Source organism: Salipaludibacillus neizhouensis (assembly GCF_002886185.1).
GTDB lineage: Bacteria > Bacillota > Bacilli > Bacillales > Salisediminibacteriaceae > Salipaludibacillus > Salipaludibacillus neizhouensis.
Window position 1 is genome coordinate 1,524,568 of record NZ_KZ614146.1, and the last position, 18,341, is coordinate 1,542,908.

At 37.6% G+C, this 18,341-nt stretch carries 15 protein-coding genes; 7 read left to right on the forward strand and 8 right to left on the reverse strand.

Annotated features, from left to right (window positions below; genetic code table 11):
• Nucleotides 1–459: 459 nt before the first annotated feature.
• Nucleotides 460–1,323: an SDR family oxidoreductase gene (locus tag CEF18_RS07315; protein WP_110935855.1), complete on the reverse strand. Its 864-nt coding sequence runs from the start codon at nucleotides 1,321–1,323 to the stop codon at nucleotides 460–462.
• 192 nt (nucleotides 1,324–1,515) lie between these two features.
• On the opposite strand from CEF18_RS07315, the gene CEF18_RS07320 reads away from it, so the two are divergent.
• The 3 genes from CEF18_RS07320 to CEF18_RS07330 all read left to right on the forward strand — a co-directional run bounded on the left by CEF18_RS07320 (nucleotide 1,516) and on the right by CEF18_RS07330 (nucleotide 5,943).
• Nucleotides 1,516–1,956 carry an Rrf2 family transcriptional regulator gene (locus CEF18_RS07320; protein ID WP_110935856.1) on the forward strand — a complete coding sequence of 147 codons (441 nt, stop codon included), beginning with the start codon at nucleotides 1,516–1,518 and terminating at the stop codon, nucleotides 1,954–1,956.
• Nucleotides 1,957–2,388: 432 nt separating this feature from the next.
• Nucleotides 2,389–3,366: a DUF3895 domain-containing protein gene (locus CEF18_RS07325; protein ID WP_110935857.1), complete on the forward strand. Its 978-nt coding sequence runs from the start codon at nucleotides 2,389–2,391 to the stop codon at nucleotides 3,364–3,366.
• A 1,074-nt stretch (nucleotides 3,367–4,440) separates the two neighbouring features.
• Nucleotides 4,441–5,943: a malate:quinone oxidoreductase gene (locus CEF18_RS07330; RefSeq protein ID WP_110935858.1), complete on the forward strand. Its 1,503-nt coding sequence runs from the start codon at nucleotides 4,441–4,443 to the stop codon at nucleotides 5,941–5,943.
• 77 nt (nucleotides 5,944–6,020) lie between these two features.
• Here CEF18_RS07330 and CEF18_RS07335 read toward each other — a convergent pair whose 3' ends face one another.
• Both CEF18_RS07335 and CEF18_RS07340 read right to left on the reverse strand, forming a co-directional pair.
• On the reverse strand, nucleotides 6,021–6,605 hold the full coding sequence (locus CEF18_RS07335) for a GGDEF domain-containing protein (RefSeq protein WP_110935859.1): 585 nt from the start codon (nucleotides 6,603–6,605) through the stop codon (nucleotides 6,021–6,023).
• Nucleotides 6,587–7,708, reverse strand: a complete 1,122-nt coding sequence (locus CEF18_RS07340; RefSeq protein WP_110935860.1) for a PAS domain-containing protein — start codon at nucleotides 7,706–7,708, stop codon at nucleotides 6,587–6,589. The genes CEF18_RS07335 and CEF18_RS07340 overlap by 19 nt, the downstream gene beginning before the upstream one ends.
• A gap of 281 nt (nucleotides 7,709–7,989) precedes the next feature.
• On the opposite strand from CEF18_RS07340, the gene CEF18_RS07345 reads away from it, so the two are divergent.
• Both CEF18_RS07345 and CEF18_RS07350 read left to right on the forward strand, forming a co-directional pair.
• Entirely contained in the window at nucleotides 7,990–8,832 is an 843-nt protein-coding gene (locus CEF18_RS07345) for an aldo/keto reductase (RefSeq protein WP_110935861.1), read from the forward strand.
• Nucleotides 8,833–8,994: 162 nt separating this feature from the next.
• Complete coding sequence (locus tag CEF18_RS07350; protein ID WP_110937618.1) at nucleotides 8,995–9,819, forward strand: ion transporter; 825 nt, start codon at nucleotides 8,995–8,997, stop codon at nucleotides 9,817–9,819.
• Between the two features lie 66 nt (nucleotides 9,820–9,885).
• Here the strand turns inward: CEF18_RS07350 and CEF18_RS07355 are convergent, their stop codons facing one another.
• From CEF18_RS07355 to CEF18_RS07375, 5 genes are all read right to left on the reverse strand, one after another.
• Nucleotides 9,886–10,383 (reverse strand): PTS sugar transporter subunit IIA, encoded by a 498-nt coding sequence (locus tag CEF18_RS07355; RefSeq protein WP_110935862.1) that lies wholly within the window; start codon nucleotides 10,381–10,383, stop codon nucleotides 9,886–9,888.
• Nucleotides 10,384–10,412: 29 nt separating this feature from the next.
• Complete coding sequence (gene treR, locus CEF18_RS07360; RefSeq protein WP_110935863.1) at nucleotides 10,413–11,123, reverse strand: trehalose operon repressor; 711 nt, start codon at nucleotides 11,121–11,123, stop codon at nucleotides 10,413–10,415.
• 285 nt (nucleotides 11,124–11,408) lie between these two features.
• The gene (gene treC, locus CEF18_RS07365; RefSeq protein WP_110935864.1) at nucleotides 11,409–13,112 is read right to left on the reverse strand and encodes an alpha,alpha-phosphotrehalase; all 1,704 of its coding nucleotides are present in this window, start codon (nucleotides 13,110–13,112) and stop codon (nucleotides 11,409–11,411) included.
• 32 nt (nucleotides 13,113–13,144) lie between these two features.
• Entirely contained in the window at nucleotides 13,145–14,581 is a 1,437-nt protein-coding gene (gene treP / locus CEF18_RS07370; RefSeq protein WP_110935865.1) for a PTS system trehalose-specific EIIBC component, read from the reverse strand.
• 176 nt (nucleotides 14,582–14,757) lie between these two features.
• Entirely contained in the window at nucleotides 14,758–15,642 is an 885-nt protein-coding gene (locus CEF18_RS07375) for an SIR2 family protein (RefSeq protein WP_110935866.1), read from the reverse strand.
• A 733-nt stretch (nucleotides 15,643–16,375) separates the two neighbouring features.
• Between CEF18_RS07375 and CEF18_RS07380 the strand changes: the two genes are divergently transcribed.
• Both CEF18_RS07380 and murQ read left to right on the forward strand, forming a co-directional pair.
• Nucleotides 16,376–17,350: an N-acetylglucosamine kinase gene (locus CEF18_RS07380; RefSeq protein ID WP_110935867.1), complete on the forward strand. Its 975-nt coding sequence runs from the start codon at nucleotides 16,376–16,378 to the stop codon at nucleotides 17,348–17,350.
• A gap of 9 nt (nucleotides 17,351–17,359) precedes the next feature.
• On the forward strand, nucleotides 17,360–18,274 hold the full coding sequence (gene murQ / locus CEF18_RS07385; RefSeq protein WP_110935868.1) for an N-acetylmuramic acid 6-phosphate etherase: 915 nt from the start codon (nucleotides 17,360–17,362) through the stop codon (nucleotides 18,272–18,274).
• Nucleotides 18,275–18,341: the final 67 nt, after the last annotated feature.

Consider the following 18,341-nt stretch of genomic DNA (forward strand, 5'->3'; position numbering starts at 1 on the left):
TCTTGTCGGAAAAATAGAAGATTAAGAGATAAATTAAATGTCTAAATGGTCTTAAAAGTAGGAAGCAGGGATAGGTTTGGAATTTATTATTTAGGTCACAGCACTTAAGAAAGAGGAAGTATTGAAGATGAAAGAGATTGTTGATTGAAGAAGGAAACGGCATATGAACTATACAAAAACCGAGAAAGCCGAGCTAAGACGAGAATTTGAATGTGGAGACGAAGAGGAAAAAGATTGTTTCACGTTAATTAAGAAAAGGCGTGGATACTAAAATCATTGCTGAATCTGTTGAATTGTTTGAGGGAGAGATAAATATAATAGAGAAGTAGAGTAGTTAACATATTGACTTGGAGGTAATCTATTATTTTTTCGAATTGGAGGTGTGTGAATCTTATATATCAAAACCGACCTTTCTAAGTAGGAAGGTCGGTTTTGAAATACGTTAATTATGCTGATTTTTTAAGAAAGACCTTTAACGATTTGAGGTAACCCCTCACTAAGTGGTGATGCTGGTCGCCCAAGAAGTTTTTCGAAATCGTTGCTTTCAATTGATAATGAACCTGCACGAATGCTTTTCTGGATGTCAACAAGAAAAGGTAGAAGGAAATCCGGCACGCCAGCATCTTTCATAATGTCCGCGTAAGCAGTATCACTAACTTGCTGTACTGGTACTTCTTTACCCAAAACAGTACCGAGTGCAGAAGCGAATTCTTCCTGAGTTAATAACTTACCGGATAGCTCGTAGGTTGTATTTTCGTGCCCGGTTCCAGTGAGTACCGTTGCCGCAGCTTCTGCATAATCTTGTTGTAACGCCCAGCCTACTTTTCCACTTCCGGCTGATGTCACCCATGGAGCTCCAGCTAGTACTCCTTGAATACTTGAGGTTTCATTCTCCATGTACCAGTTATTGCGTAAGAATGAATAAGGAATGCCTGTTTTTATAATAGTTTCTTCAGTGACTTTATGCGTGGATGCAAGGAAGTTTTCACTTTCATTTGCATTTACTATGCTAGTATAAGCAATAAAATTAACGCCGACACGCTCTGCAGCAGCTACCGCATTAGCATGTTGCTTCGTTCTGGTTTCATTTTCCCCATCTGTAGAAATAATTAAAAGCCTGTCAATACCTGAAAAAGAAGAATCAAGTGTTTCAGGGTGGTCAAAGTCTCCTTGACGAACTTCTACTCCACGAGCTTGTAATCCTTCAGCTTTTTCCGGGTTCCGAACACTTACTGCAAGTTGGTCCACTGGGACAGTTTTCAATAAAGTTTCTACAACTTTCGTGCCTAATTTCCCAGTTGCTCCTGTTACTAGCATTTTCATTTTGTTATTCCTCCAATTTATGTAATATGATATTAAGTATTTAACCTGTATCCATTTAAGATACCTGTATTCATAGTAGATACTCATGAGCGTTTTGTCAATGAGTTATAATAAACCTTTATTCATTTTATGGATTTTAAGGTATAATACGTTGTATTGAAAATTGATACAAAATTAGGTAGGTGAATGAATATGTCCATCAGTAGCCGTTTTACAGTTGGCGTTCATATATTAGCTCTTATTGAACTTAATAAAGATGGGATCAGTTCATCTGAATTTTTAGCAGGAAGTATAAACACGAACCCAAGCTTGGTAAGAAAAATTATCGGAATGCTGAAAAAAGTGGAAATTGTGGAAGTTCGCCCTGGGGTAGCAGGGGGGAAACTTGCAAAGGATCCATCTAATATAACATTATTTGATGTTTACAAGGCAGTCGATGTGGTGCAGGAAGAAGAATTGTTTACAGTGCATGAAAATACACATCCTGATTGTATTGTAGGAAAGAATATTCAAAACTCAATTGCTCCTGTATTATCAGCAGCACAATTAGCTATGGAACAGGTACTCGGAAGTGTAACCATTGCGGATGTTGTAAAGGATATAGTTGAAAAAGAAACGTATAAAATACAGTAATTTGATCATTCATTCAGACATTCTTGAAGTAGGAATGTCTTTTTTTACAAGGTAAGAAAGTATAAGATGATGGCTATCTTTACGCCACACGCATCAAGGGAGGGGCGTCCTTGATGCTTAATGATGGAAGCGAAAGATCACGCTGTATTTAACAAAAGACGCTTTGCGTTTTTCTTAAGCTTTTTTATCATTAACCATAAAGGTTACATATGCTGCACGTTATAAATAATTGTTGGTTTGTAAGAATTCGCGAGATCCTGCAGTGACTCTTTGTTACAATGAAAGGTGTTTTCGTAGTTCCACATAGTTATTTTAACGATAATTGTTCTAAATTATCGCTTTATGCAGGATAATAATAATAATTGTTGAAAGTAATTAAATTAGGAACTTAGATTCACTTATTTTGAAATAATTTATAAAGGGGTGTAAACGATGAATGAAATTTTAACAAATGAACTTAGAGATCAATACTTAAAAACACTTTCGCCGGAACAAACAGATTTCATTCGAAATCATGTGAGACGTGGGAAAAAGACGATTTTTGCGAATTCTATGGCAAAGGATAAAGGAATTGTTCTTCCAGAAGATTTAAACAGCGAGGAAATTGAGCATTTATTAGAAGACTGGGTGTTAATTGATTACATTGATAATGGTTTTGTGAACCCAGATACCCCATGCGAATGTGGAAGGCCACTTCGATATCAATATATTGTAAAACACAACAAATCAAACGAACAGAGGACGTTTGGAATCAATCACTTTGAAGAACATACAGGGTTACCACCAAACATCGTTAAACTTATTAAAAGCGGTTTCCAGACAATTGAATACGAAATGGATGAGTTATTAATTAAAATTTTTAACAATTGGAATATAGAAGAGGAAGTACCCTTTACTCTGGATGAAGATTATATTTACCCAATAGATATGCAAAAACATTTGGATGCGAATGTCCCCTTATTGGATCGGCAAATAAAAAGAGTGAAACAACAAATCTTGTCATTAAGTTCAGGACCAAAAAGAGAGGTTACGGATAGAGAATTCGAAGCAAAGGATACTCAAAAAATTAGCCCATTTTATGCAACAGAAACTCAAGAACCAGATCCTATTAACTTGTTTAGCGAAGAGGAAATGCCTTTACCTAAGAAAGAGAATGACTTGAAGCCGTATGCGCTTGCAAGTGAGTATAGAGACGCGGTGTTCGGATACTTAACGGAAGGGGTTACTAGTACTAGAATAATCTGTGAATTATTAATGAAGAACTATCATGCTCCTTCTGAGAGATATTACTCAGGAAGACCTAAAATATATGTTAGCGTATGTTTTTACTTGGATTTATTAGTAAGTAAAGAGAAGGCATTACATATAGGCTCTCTTAATCTCGACGACCGCTATTATAAACTAACGTGATGCAGGGGACGGTTCTCCGCATCATTTTTTTGAGTGAATAAAATAACTAATAGTCTTGAAGAAGGCAGGGAGAACGGAAACACTCTTTAGTAAAAAATATGCTTTGAAAAGGAACAGAATTGGAATTCATTTCAGTAGGGAAAGGATTTAAGAATGAGGAAGTCTAGAAGTTAATAGAGGAATGTGTATTTCTCTTTTTCTATGATATACCGGTAGTACTTATGTTTCAGAAGATTGTAGACTGACTAAAATGTATTCCTATAAAGAGATAAGAAACAAATGCCCTAGCGAATGGACAATCGTTTCTTATCTCTTTATGCTTATTTTACTGCTGTTTTAGTTTGTTTTCTTTTACTTTTCTGCTCATGTTGATGAATAGCCCAATACAACTCTTCATCAGTATATAGGGACATTTTGATATTTTTCATGTGTTATCCCTCCTTTGTTCTTAGTAATTACAAGTATAGACCAAGTAATTGGAAGGATGTTCGATAGCGTTAGGTTTTATAACAGAGAAATTTGGATGGTGGGGGATGGTTGCTTCTAAAAATAAGAATGTTGATTTTTAAACAGAGACGTTCGAATATCCTCTAGGCGGCTGCTTTCTGTGGGCAATGCTTCAGCCTCCTCGAACAACGATCGTGTTGTGTGATCTACTCAGATAGCTTTTTACCGTTGGAATCTTTTCCCTTGGCTTCTTAGAGGTTAAATTAAGAGAGGGTTAAGCGAGCATACGTCTGTTTTTTAAAACTTGGCACTTTGGAAGCAGAGAACCGTCCCTGTGATATAGTATGATTATCAAAAATGATGTATAATTAAATATAGTAAAGTGAATACAGTGGATATTCTTTAGTACATAGTGAGCGCTTAAGTTCATCTATTCACAAAAATAAAAACTATCATTTTGGTCCATATAATCATTAAGGTTGCTGGTTTTGAGAGTGATATTATCATATAATAGTATATATATTATTATATAAATAAATGATATGGTTATAATTGTGACAAAAATGGTGTTTCACTAGGTCACACTTAGCTAAGTGTGACATCTATATAGGGGAAAGGTTGGTACAAATGAGCATCAGAGAAACAGAAACAGACGTCATTTTAATCGGCGCAGGAATTATGAGTGCTACTTTAGGGACACTCTTAAAAGAATTGGTACCCGAGTGGGATATTAAAGTGTTTGAAAAGCTGGCAAACGCTGGTGAGGAAAGCTCAAATGAATGGAACAATGCAGGAACAGGACATGCGGCACTTTGCGAGCTTAACTACACGGATGAAAAACCGGATGGTTCTATAGATATCAGTAAAGCTACAAAAATTAATGAACAATTTCAAGTTTCCATGCAGTTTTGGTCTTCCCTTGTAAACAACAAACTAATACAGAAACCACAGCAATTTATTATGCCATTGCCTCATATGAGTTTAGTGCAAGGAGAACAAAATGTTACTTTTTTAAAGAATCGTTTTAAAGCGTTATCAGAAAACCCTCTTTTTAATGGGATGGAATATTCAGACAACCCTGAAAAACTGATGGAATGGATTCCACTTATTATGGAAGGACGCGCATCGAAAGAACCTATCGCAGCGACGAAAAGCGATGCGGGAACGGATGTTAACTTTCGAACCCTGACGCGCATGTTATTTAACAACTTAGAGAGTAAAAATGTTGAAATGAATTTTAAGCATATTGTAAGCGACATTACCCGCACCAACGAAGGCTTGTGGGAATTGAAAGTTAAAAATTTGGAGAGCGGTACTGTCGAACGCCATAAGGCAAAATTTGTGTTCATCGGTGGCGGTGGTGGCAGCTTGCATTTACTGCAAAAATCCGGTATTCCAGAAGGTAAAAAAACGGGAGGGTTCCCTGTAAGCGGATTGTTTATGGTGTGTAATAATCCAGAAATTATAGCGCAGCATCATGCTAAAGTTTACGGTAAAGCTAAGGTTGGCGCTCCGCCAATGTCTGTTCCACATCTTGATACAAGATTTATCGACAACAAAAAAACGTTACTGTTTGGACCATATGCGGGATTCTCACCAAAATTTTTAAAATACGGGTCAATTTTTGATTTGTTAACGTCCGTAAAGCCGAATAATGTCTTAACGATGTTAGCGGCAGGCGCAAAAGAGATGTCATTGACTAAATATCTGATTCAGCAAGTGATGTCATCGAAAGAACAGCGCATGGAAGACTTACGTGAGTTTTTCCCGAACGCTAGAAGCGAAGATTGGGATTTAGTAGTAGCTGGTCAACGTGTACAAGTTATCAAAGATACGGAATCTGGAGGGAAAGGGACACTTCAATTTGGTACGGAAATGATTACTGCCGCTGATGGTTCCATTGCAGCGTTACTTGGCGCTTCTCCGGGTGCTTCGACGGCCGTTCACGTCATGCTTGAACTACTCGAAAAATGCTTCCCGCAACATATAGAAGAGTGGGAACCAAAAATCAAAGAAATGATTCCTTCTTATGGCTTGTCACTATTGGAAAACCCAGAGCTTCTGAAGGAAATTCAAGCTTCAACAGGGGAGTCGCTAGGACTAACCGAAAAAAAGCCAGTGTTTAGTTAATATTTAAGGAGGCAGGGGACGGTTCTCTGCTTCTTTTTTTTTGTGGATTTTGAAGCAGAGAACCGTCCCTATGTTTTTTAACCATGTAATTTAATTTGATTTCTGCCAGAGCGTTTCGCTTCATATAATGCTGCATCTGCTTCTGTGATCATATCTGTCGGTTGGCTTGACGGTGTTACTAGCTTCGTAGAAATCCCTATGCTTAGAGTAAGAATTTCTCCATTTATATTTGAACCGTTATGAGGAATGCGGGCACTTCTAACTGTTTCTTGAATTCTATTGGCAATGTCAATCGCCTGATCGATACTTCTATCAGGAAGCAACATCACAAATTCTTCTCCTCCATACCGGGCTGCTAAATCCTCCGTTCCTATCGTTATATTTCTGAGGAAGCTCCCCAATTGTTTTAAACAAGCGTCGCCAGCCTGATGCCCATATAGGTCATTAAAGGCTTTAAAAAAATCAATATCTAGTAATATAAGGGATATTGGTATTGAAACATCCAATCGTTTATTCCACTCTCGCACCAAGGTATCATCAAAACAACGGCGGTTAGCAATCCCGGTCAAACCGTCTTGCAAAGAAAGCCTTTCCAAAAGTTGGTTAGCCTTTTTAAGCTTCTGGTCTGCGACCGTCTTAACAGTTACATCTCGAAAATCCATAAATAACCATCGAAAAGACCACCATCCATCATAGGTATCGAATCACGTTCGATGGTTCGACCGTTTATTAATTGAATTTCTTCAGATCGATGGGTTTGAAGATTCTTCGTTATATTTTTCTTTTCACGTAAATAAGAGTCATAATCTTTCATCATATGTTGCGCTTCATTCACCAATAATTGCTGATCATCTAATGTATTACTTTTTGGGAAAATATTTAAATAGGCATCATTAAATAAAGTCACTTCCCCAGTCGCGTCTTCAACTTTAACCCCATAAGGAAGAGATGCAATGAGTGTTTCAAACTTAATTGTTGTTTGACGAAGTTCTTCCTCCGCTTTTTTCCTTGCAGTGATATCTCTACTCACCGATATCACTTGAATTTCACCATTTGGACCTTTTATAGGGGTGCCTTTCATTTCTAAATCTAGCCAATCTCCATTTATATTCATACAGCGATATTCTATACCTAGTGTACTCCAAGTGGAGACCATCTTATGAAAGAAATGAAACATATTTTCCCAATCATCAGGATGAATATGCTTAAGCGGATAGCTACCAACGTAATCATCAAGCTCGAAACCTAACACTGTGGTATGAGAAGGAGATGCGTATAGCGCTAATCCGTCCTCTGCAAGTACAGCAACCATATCTGATATGTTTTCAGAGATCAGTTGATAATTAATAATGTTATTGTGGAAAGCTTCAATATTCGTTTTTCGTGATGATAAACCAGTAATAGTTCCTGAAAATGATGCTATTTCTTGGTTTTTATCAAAGTCTATCTTTAAAAATAAATGAACCTTTTCCTCTTTCCCTTGCTTGGATACTAACTTAAATTCCTTTAGAATTCCATCGCCACTGCCTTCTAGAAGTGCTTTCAATTGTTCTTCAACACTGGATTGCTCTTCAGCTTTAACATAAGATAAAAAGGGCGTCCCTAATGCTTCTTCAATTGTGTAATCTGTGATATCCGTCCATTTTTTATTTAAGGCAATATAGTTCCATTCTTTATCGAGTTGGAAAATAACTGCGTTAGGGATTTCTATTAGTTCTTGATACTTTTTATTACTTACATTAGAAGATTTTTCTTTGAAATCCATTCTATATCAACTCCTATCCAGCTCTCCGTATTACTTCATCTAATAAGCACAGAGACACACATATATATGCTATATTATATCTTTAGAACCAGTGAAAAACCATATCATTTAGAAAAGGCAATTAATTAGTCCTGCATTCGATTTGGAGAAACAAGGGACGGTTCTCTGCTTCTTTTTTTGTTGTTTTTGAAGCAGAGAACCGTCCCTATGTTTGCCTAAGTTTGGATTTATTTAGATATAAATGGTAACCTTAATTTACTAGTGAAGGGGAGTGATTTGTAATGAGTATTGCTGTACCGGAGATTACACTTAATGATGGCCTGTCTTTGCCAGTTATGGGTTTTGGTACATACAAGTTGAACGGTAATGATGGAGCGAATGCCATTCACAGTGCCATTAATAAAGGGTATCGACTGATTGATACTGCTTATAACTATGAGAACGAAGGAACAGTAGGGGAAGCCGTTCGACGCACTTCTATTCCAAGACATGAATTAAGAATTACGTCTAAATTACCTGGCCGATATCAAACCTATGATAAAGCTGTTAGTACCATTCAAGAATCCTTATATCGAGCTAAACTGGATTATTATGATTTATATCTCATTCATTGGCCTAATCCTCAACAAAATAATTTTGTAGAAGCATGGCAGGCATTAATTGATGCTAAAAAATGGGGACTGATTCGATCTATTGGTGTTTGTAACTTTTTACCTGAACATTTAGAACGATTGGAAAAAGAAACTGGTACGAAGGCTAGTATTAATCAAATCGAATTACATCCATTTTTCAACCAAGAAGATCAAAGAAAATGGCATGAAGAGAATGATATCAAAACGCAATCTTGGAGCCCGTTGGCTCACGCAAATGATGTTTTGAATAATGATACACTAAAGAAAATTGCCGACAATCATAACAAGTCGATTTCTCAAGTTATTTTACGTTGGCACTATCAACTTGGGGCAATCTCAATTCCTAAATCAGCTTCACCAATTCGACAGTTGGAAAATATATCGATTTTTGATTTTTCATTAGATGATACAGAAATGAGTATGATCTCAGCATTAACTCGACAAGATGGCAGAATTAACAATCAAGATCCAGCTGTTTACGAGGAATTTTAAGTGAAATACGGGGACGGTTCTCTGCTTCATAAAATGAAGCAGAGAACCGTCCCTTTGTTTTCCTAAACTTTTTTTACGGTAGTATATTTTATTTTGTGGAATAACTGATATAATAATAGAGTTAGACAGTAAATTGGTGGAAGGGAAACGTGGTTGAATCAAATGAAAGAAACAGAAGAAAATAAAGTAACTAGCAATCAGAATCCTTTGAGAAAAAAGGTCAAACAATTGGTTGAGCATAGACTGTTCCAACCGTTTATAATTGGAATCATTTTATTCAACGGATTGGTTATTGTCACCGAATCCTATCTTGTTGGGAATGACATATTATTAGTTCTTGATGTAATGATTGTCTGGATCTTTGCTATAGAAATGATCCTGAAAATTGTTGGTCTCGGTTTTAGAGGCTATTTTTCTGATCGATGGAATATTTTTGATTTTAGTATTGTCTTAGCAAGCTTATTATTTTACGCAACTCCGTTCGTAAGTGTTTTAAGACTGATAAGAGTATTACGTTTGATCAGAATGATTCCGGCAATTCCAGCTTTAAGAAAGATAATCGATTCCCTAATGAAATCTGTGCCAGCTCTAACAGGTATTTTAGGATTGACGTTTTTGATCTTTTCCATTTACGCCATTATTGGAACAACATTTTTCAGAGATGTTCTTCCGTATGAATTTTTTGGGAGTTTTCACACCTCGCTTTTCACATTGATGCAGGTAGTAACCTTTGAATCGTGGGCGAGTCAGGTAGCAAGACCGATTATTCATGAAGTACCATGGGCGTGGGCTTATTTTATATCATTTATTGTCATTGGGGCATTAGTTATTTTAAATCTTGTAGTTGCCGTAATATTGGACTATTTGGGTCATGAAGACGAAACGCTTCAAAAGGAACAAATGGAAAGATTGTACAAAGACAACCAGGATTTAAAGAAAGATATCCAGGAAATTAAGCAATTACTTCTTGATAAAAATCAAAAATAACCATGGAAACAATAGGGGACGGTTCTCTGCTTCATAAAACGAAGCAGAGAACCGTCCCCTTGTTTCTTATTTAACTGTCACAATAAGTACTTCTGTCTCACTTGTTTTTGCGTTTTCCGTAAATTCTTTTTCTACATTTTCAACGACTTCATCCATGTTCGTAATAATTAAAGGAGAGATAGTACTAGTTGCCTTTTCATTAATGATTTCTAAATCGAAGCTCACCAGTTTATCACCGCGTTTCACTTTATCTCCGGCTTTAACAAAAGCTTCAAAGCCTTCTCCATCTAAATTAACCGTGTCAAGACCTATGTGGATGAGAAGTTCTAGTCCAGATTTAGTCTTTAATCCAATAGCGTGTTTTGTAGGGAAAACTTGGACAACTTCTCCGTCTACAGGACTGACGACATTTCCGTCACTCGGTTCAATGGCGATTCCTTCTCCCATCATTTTTTGAGAAAATACCGGGTCTGGAACCTCTGTAATATCCACGACTTTACCATTAATAGGAGCAGTAATTCGTTCTACAACACTTTCCTTTTTACCGAATAGTTTCTTTAACATGAAAACATCCCCTTTTGAAAAATTTGGACTTAATGGGTTCTTCGGGCAAAGTCAACGAATCGAAACTTGTCTGGTCTGTGTCTGGACTCTGTGTATTGAAAAAGGGTCGTATCATCAAAATAGACGTAGTTTTTGATGACAACAACATTATGAAACCCATCAAGGTCTAATAACTCGCGGTCTTCCGCAGTCGGCTCAACGACAACAATTTCCTTTTTTGCAAAACTGATGGTGAGGTGCAGCTCGTTTTCAACGTAATTATAAATAGAATCTGCACAAATTTCTTCTGTTAATCCAGGGACCAGCTCTTCAATGAGGTAATCCTTATCTAAGATAATTTTCTCCCCATCAATTTCCCTGATTCTTCCTATCTTCCAAACAGAGTTATTGCTGGTTAGATTTAACTGGCGTTTCATGTTTGCATCAGGTTTAATGAGTGATAATTCGCTAACAATGGTTTTAACGTTATCCATTTTTTGTGCCAATTCTTTGAAACTAACAAGTCCGGATATCGGAAAATCAAACTTATTGACATCGATCACGATAGAACCTTTGCCTCTAACCTTTTGGATAAACCCATTCTGAGACAAGAGGTTTAACGCCTTGCGAATTGTTTCTCTCGAAGTATCATAACGAACTGTCATGTCGTTTTCTGAAGGGAGAAGTGTATCAGGTGATATTTCTCCAGACTTTATTTGTGTTGCAATCTCATCATAAATTGATAAATATTTGTTTTTCATAGTGCAGCCCCATTTATTAGTAAAAGATAAGATATACGTTCGCATCTGCCTTTAAACTGAAAAAGGGGGATCAAGGTGACTCCTTTTTTCCTTCTCCATTAACACCTGCACCCACTGCGAAGGTGTTACAGGAATTGTGGCAAAAGCTCACGATGTAGTTTAGCTTAACTGTTTTTCTTAAGAGATAAGAGAATTTATAAAATTGGCAGCTATCTTTACGCCACAAGTATCAAGGGAACCCCACCCTTGATACTTAAATGATGGTGGCTAAAGATCACGCTGTATTTAATAAAAGACGGCTCTGCCGTTTTTCTTAAGATGATAAACAATGGATTCATAGGGTCTTAACTTGATTTGTTGGATGTCCTTTGGTGAATCAGGGTAGTTGGCTAGTAATTGATCGCATGAATACCCATCAACATCGAATGTTTCCGGCAGAGTAAAGGTTGTTTCTCGCCCATAAAAATTACTTACCATGAGTAACTTTTCTTCTCCATTGCTTCGTACATAAGCAAAAATATCATTATCTTCTTCTAAAAGCAACTGATAGTCTCCACTGGTGATGATATCGTATTCTTTTCTGAGTTTAATTAACTGTTGGTAATGATAAAAGACCGAGTTTTTATCGGCAACAGCTTGTTCCGCGTTAATTTCGCGAGAGTTATCTGCTGTCTGTATCCATGGCGTGCCTGTGGTAAATCCGGCGTGCTTCCTTGCATTCCACTGAACAGGTGTTCGTGAGTTATCTCTCGACTTTTGCTGTAATATTTCAATAATATCTTTGTCTTGCATGCCTTCTTCTTTCTTGGCGTTATACATATTTAACGACTCGACATCACGATAGTCATCGATGTCGTCAAATGCTGGATTCGTCATACCAAATTCTTCGCCCTGATAAATATAAGGGGTTCCTTGCATCATATGGATCGTTGTTGCCAGCATTTTTGCAGATTCCGTATGGTACCTTGTGTCATCGCCAAATCGCGAGACGACGCGGGGTTGATCGTGATTACACCAGAACAGAGCGTTCCAACCGCCACCTTTATTCATTTCGACTTGCCATGTTGATAGAATTCGCTTTAATTCATGAAAATTAAAATCAGCTTTTGTCCACTTTTCACCATGAGGATAATCTACCTTTAAATGATGAAAATTAAAGGTCATGTCTAGCTCCTGACGTTCCGGGTTCGTATACTTAATACAATTATCAATCGTCGTCGACGACATTTCACCGACGGTCATGATGTCATGCTTTGAGAAAACTTCCTGATTCATCTCCCGGAAAAACTCATGAACTCTTGGTCCATCCGTGTAAAATTTCCGCCCATCTCCAGGAGCAACACTTCCATCATCATCAGGAAAATGCTGATTTTTTGAAATTAAATTGATGACATCTAAACGGAAACCATCGACGCCTTTCAGAAGCCAGTAATCCATCATCTGATAGACTACTTTTCGCATTTCTTCGTTCTCCCAATTTAAATCAGCTTGGGTAACATCAAACAGGTGCAAGTAATATTGCTCGGTTGATTCCTCATACTGCCAAGCAGATCCCCCGAATTTCGAAGCCCAATTGGTGGGGTCATCGCCATCTTTACCATCCTTCCAAATATAAAAATCGCGATAAGGATTATCTTTTGACGACATCGATTGTTGAAACCACTCATGTTCAGTGGAGGTATGATTAATGACAATATCCATAATAATTTTCAGATTGATTTGATGTGCTTCCTTTAATAGTTGATCAAAATCCTCCATGGAGCCATATTGCTCGTAAATGTTGTAATAGTCACGAATGTCATAGCCATTATCTCGCTGAGGCGAGTCGTAAATGGGGGTCAACCAAAGAACATCGACCCCTAGTTTTTTCAAATAAGGTAATTTTTCAATAATCCCTTGAATGTCTCCAGTGCCATTACCAGTCGTATCGTTGAAGCTCTTTGGATAAATTTGATAGACAACCGCTTTTTTCCACCATTGTTGATCCAAATTGAACACCTGCCTTTTACTAAAAGAATAATCTATTTTTTCCCAAGACGTTTGTAAGCATTCACGCCCATTTTGGTTTTAGATAAAATAATCGTTAACACGAATGGAACAGCAATCGCTACAAACATGGCGATGAAAAAGATAATCCAGTATTGGAACTGAATGGAAAGGAATCCGGGAATGCCGCCAACCCCAATCGAGTTAGCCATGACACCGCCACCTACGGATATTACCGCGGCAATGGAAGACCCAATCATCGCTGCTAAAAATGGAAACATATATTTTAAGTTTATACCAAACATGGCGGGCTCGGTTACGCCTAAATAACAAGAAATTGCTGCTGGAACAGATACTTGCTGTTCTTTTTCGTCTTTTTTATTTAGGAAGATCATCGCAACAACCGCAGACCCTTGTGCAATATTCGACAGGGCAATCATCGGCCATAAATTCGTGCCATCAAATTCACTCATTAGCTGTAAATCAATCGCATTGGTCATATGGTGCAGCCCAGTAATAACTAGAGGTGCATAGGCAAAACCAAACATCGCTGCAAACAACCACCCAAATGTAGAAGTTAAACCTGAGTAGACTACTTCAGAAATCCACGAACCCATTGTCCAACCGATAGGGCCTAGGACAACGTGAGCAACTAACACTGCTGGAATAAGTGCAAAGAATGGAACAAAAATCATTGAGATTACATTCGGGATAACTTTTCGTAAACCTAGTTCAAGATAAGCAAGGACAAAACCTGCTAAAATAGCGGGAATAACTTGTGCTTGATACCCGATCATTTCTACTTGTGCAAAACCAAAGTCCCAAAACGGTATGTCTCCTCCACCTGCAACGCCGTATGCGTTAAGTAGTTGAGGGGAAACGAGAGTTATACCTAAAACGATACCGAGAATTTGGGTCGTTCCCATCTTTCTGGAGATGGCCCATGTTATACCGACGGGTAAGAAGTGAAAGATCGCTTCACCAATTAACCATAAGAAAGCATGGGTTCCGGCCCAAAATTGGGAAACTTCGACTAATGTTAAATCGTCTGGTCCGATCATACCTATTTCACCGATAACGTTTCTAAAACCTAGAATAAGACCACCGACAACAAGTGCGGGAATTAATGGTGTAAAGATATCTGCAAGGTGTGAGATCATTCGTTGAATAAAACTCATATTTTGTTTTGCAGCAACTTTTGCTTCATCCTTTGATGTATCACCAACACCGGCGATTTCGGTAAACTCATTGTAAAAAGAAGCAACGTCGTTACCAATGATAACTTGAAATTGCCCAGCATTCGTAAATGTACCTTTGACGAGAGAGATCTCTTCAATCTTTTTTGCATCTGCCTTGTCATTATCATTAAGTACGAAGCGCATTCTTGTCGCACAATGTGTGACAACGGAAATATTATCACTTCCCCCGACGTGTTCAAGTAATTCCTTCGCTGGTTCTGTAAACTTACCCATTTTCCATTCCTCCTTTATTGTATAAAAAGCTGTCTTGAGTCGAGCTTTATCGAACTTGTATATACAAGTCATGATTACGTTTTCATTATATCTTGTATATACAAGTTGTGTCAAGAAGGATTTTTAGGGACGGTTCTCTGCTTCATTTTTATGAAGCAGAGAACCGTCCCTTTGATTTACCAAGGAAGGCCTGCTGCATTGGTGGGGAGTCGTTTCAGGTTTAATTCATCTATTTTCTTAAGTAAGTCGGGGTTTGGTTTTGGATCGACGATAATTATTTTTGTATCTGGTTTAAGAGAAACCAAATATTGGTCCACTTCTTGGCGGTCAGCTTCGCCGTAGGAATGACCAACAATAATCAAGAGATTAATATCTTTCCCACGTGTGTTAAATTGGTCAATCCCATTTTTCACCCAACTTAGGATCCGTTGATAATTATCTTTATGAGGTGGAATAATATCCGCCTCCAGTCTAGGTTCTAACCAATCTTCTTTCGGAACAGTTGTTACCTTACCGTTATCCTGAAGTAAAGTTGTCATTTGCCAACGATCTTCCACAGAATACTCGGATGTATTGGTTTCAAAGTCTATAGATCCATGAGGCTTAAAAATAGGTATGCCTGTCTGATTCTCAAGGGAACCAGTCCGGAAAAAATGTATGTTAGAGGTTTCTAATGCTTTTTCGAAAACTAAATCGTAATTAAATGACACGACAAAAATCAGGTCTTTGTAATTTTGTTGAAGCCATTTGGTCCATTTCCAATTTACGATATTTTTGCTGTCAGCATAAATTTGAAAACTTGCATACGATAAGGATAAAAAGCGGCGGAGTTGACAATCCTTATCCCAATTGTAGTTTCTACTGTTCATAAAACGTTCTATCGCTTCATATTCATTCGGTTCGTACTGTGCAAGCTGAAATAGCTCATTTTGGATATATGGTAGTTTGTGAATGTATTTTTCATAAGACAGATTTCTTTTTCCGAAATGGGAGAGTGGAGCTGAAGGATTAAGTCCATAGCGGGAGCCGAAGTCTATGGTAAAACCATTCCCGATGAGCATGCAAAATTTCTCTATGATTAACCCCTCCTTTCAAGTTTCTTCTATATTGTTGTAAAAATCCTTGATATTATACAGGAGGCAAGGGACGGTTCTCTGCTTCCGTTTATGGAGAGTCGGAATCAAAAAGCAGTCCCCTTAAAAACTACTAAGAAAAACACGTAGCGTCTTTTGTTAAAAGTAACCTTCCATAATAACAAAACAACAAAATAGATATAAAAGACACTAAGTTTTTTCAAAATACTGCCATGCAGGTTTTCTTATTTAACTATCTCCCCAGCGGAACATTATTTCAAGACTGTCATGAGTACTGTGGAAGCTGAACTTCTTGAATGGGATTTAAACCATGTAACTTTTCCATAATAAGGGCGTATGAGAGACTGTAAATATATAGAGTTTTAGATTTGAATGTTTAAGATTGGAGGTCGATGTACAGTGAATTCATGCGTTAATCGCTAAACCGTTGTCAGAAACCGGGGTCAAACGATGAATAAATTTGGTGAATTCTAGTTATGAAGATAATGTAACTACCATGGTCAGTCCCACGGATAAATAAGTGGAGAAATATAGTGGAGGATTTTGTTGATATGTAAAAAACGCTCTATTGAGCTAAATGTTATTCTTATTGTCACTCTTATCACCATTCTGAAATATTATTACATTATTTATAAAATAAATTGACAATTTAATTCACGCGATTTATAATAAAAACAAATCATCCCCATGGAGGTTTGAAATGGCTTATGTAATTGGGATTGACGGTGGTGGTACAAAAACTACCTGTCTATTTAATAATATTAATGATTTTTTACCACATAAAGAATCCGAATCCTTGACTGTGATTGGGGAAGCATCAAACCCACATGTAGTCGGATTCGATGAAATGAAGACGAGACTTCAACAACTCATTGCGCATGGGGTGGCGAAATACTCCATTCAACCGAATGATATCAGTGGAGTTAGTTGTGGGTTAGCTGGAGTAGGAAGGAAAGAAGATGTACGAGAAATTGAAAAAGTATTTCAACAAATTTTTTTTGAACTCCAGTTTTCTGAACATTCAATATTTTCCGCTCACTCAGACTCCTACATTGCGCTTCGTGGGGCTCTCCAACCAGGTGCTAAGGAAGGGATATTAGTTGTTTCTGGAACAGGATCCAGTGCTACTGGAATAGGGAGTCAAGGTAACGTGTATAAAAGTGGTGGTTGGGGACATATTTTAGGTGATGAAGGTAGTGGCTATCAAATTGGAATGAGAGCGCTTAATAAAATTACGAAAGCATATGATATGAGAGAGAAGAACACGATACTAACTGATCTGGTTTTAAAAGAGTTAGCGTTGGAGCATCCTAAAGACCTTATCAGTTATATTTACGGCAGGAAACCAGAAAAGAAAGATATTGCTAGATTAGCCAAACAAGTGATGGAAGCAGTGAGTCATGGTGATGATGTTGCCGAGGAAATTTTAATCGGGGCTGCAAATGAGTTAGTCAGTCATGTGGAAAGCTTGCATAAAAAGTGCCCAAGTTATAACGAAAGAACGCCGATTATGACAACTGGTTCTATCTTTACGTATTCTAAGGACTTAGAGAGATATTTTATAGATAATATCCATTTAAAAAAACTAGGTTTCTATCAGACTGCATATTCTTCCCCGGTGTATGGGGCTGCAATGATTGCTAGAGAGAATTGTACAGACATCAAAAAAAGTTAGGTGTTGACTATGGAAAAAGAATTATCGAAATTAACGACAGAAAGTAGAAATGTAAATAGCATGAATTTAAGCCAATTGTCCACGTTGGAAGTCTTGCAAACGATTAATAAGGAAGATAAAAAAGTAGCTTATGCAGTAGAAAAGGTGTTACCTGCAATTGAAGTTGCCATTGAACACGTTTATCAAGCTTTTCAAAAAGGTGGTCGACTGTTTTATGTAGGTGCAGGAACGAGTGGTAGATTAGGAGTGATTGATGCTTCTGAGTGTCCACCAACGTTTATGACACCGCCGGAAATGGTGCAGACGATAATGGCTGGAGGAAATGAAGCTTTTACCAATGCAGTGGAAGGGGCAGAAGATAATGAAAAACAGGGTGCCAATGATTTGTTTGGGAGGGCGTTAACAAAAAATGATGTGGTCATTGGAATTACTGCAAGTGGACGAACTCCATATCCGATTGGTGCTGTGAAATATGCTCGTGATATAGGCGCATTTACGGTATCGTTATCCTGTAATGATGATGCAGAAATCAGTAAATTTGCTGCGTGTAATATAGAGGTAATTGTTGAACCCGAGGTATTGACGGGATCAACGAGAATGAAAGCGGCCACTGCTCATAAGATGGTTCTTAATATGATAAGTACGACGGTCATGGTAAAACTCGGTAAGGTTTATGAGAATCTGATGGTAGATGTCCATGCTAGCAATCATAAATTAATGGAACGAGCAAAAAGCATTATTATGGAAATAACGAATGTACCTTATGAAGAAGCAGAAAAAATATTGGTACTAGCGGACAACGAAGTGAAGCCTGCGATCGTCATGATTGAAGCAGAAGTATCGTTGGAAAAGGCGAAAGAAGCTATTTTGAAAAGTAATGGCTATGTTGGAAAAGCTATTGAACATGCCAAAAAGGACGACTAACGTTTTTGAGACCGTACGGAAGGTATAGAGCCTTCCATACGTTTCATATAAAACATTAACATAAAGG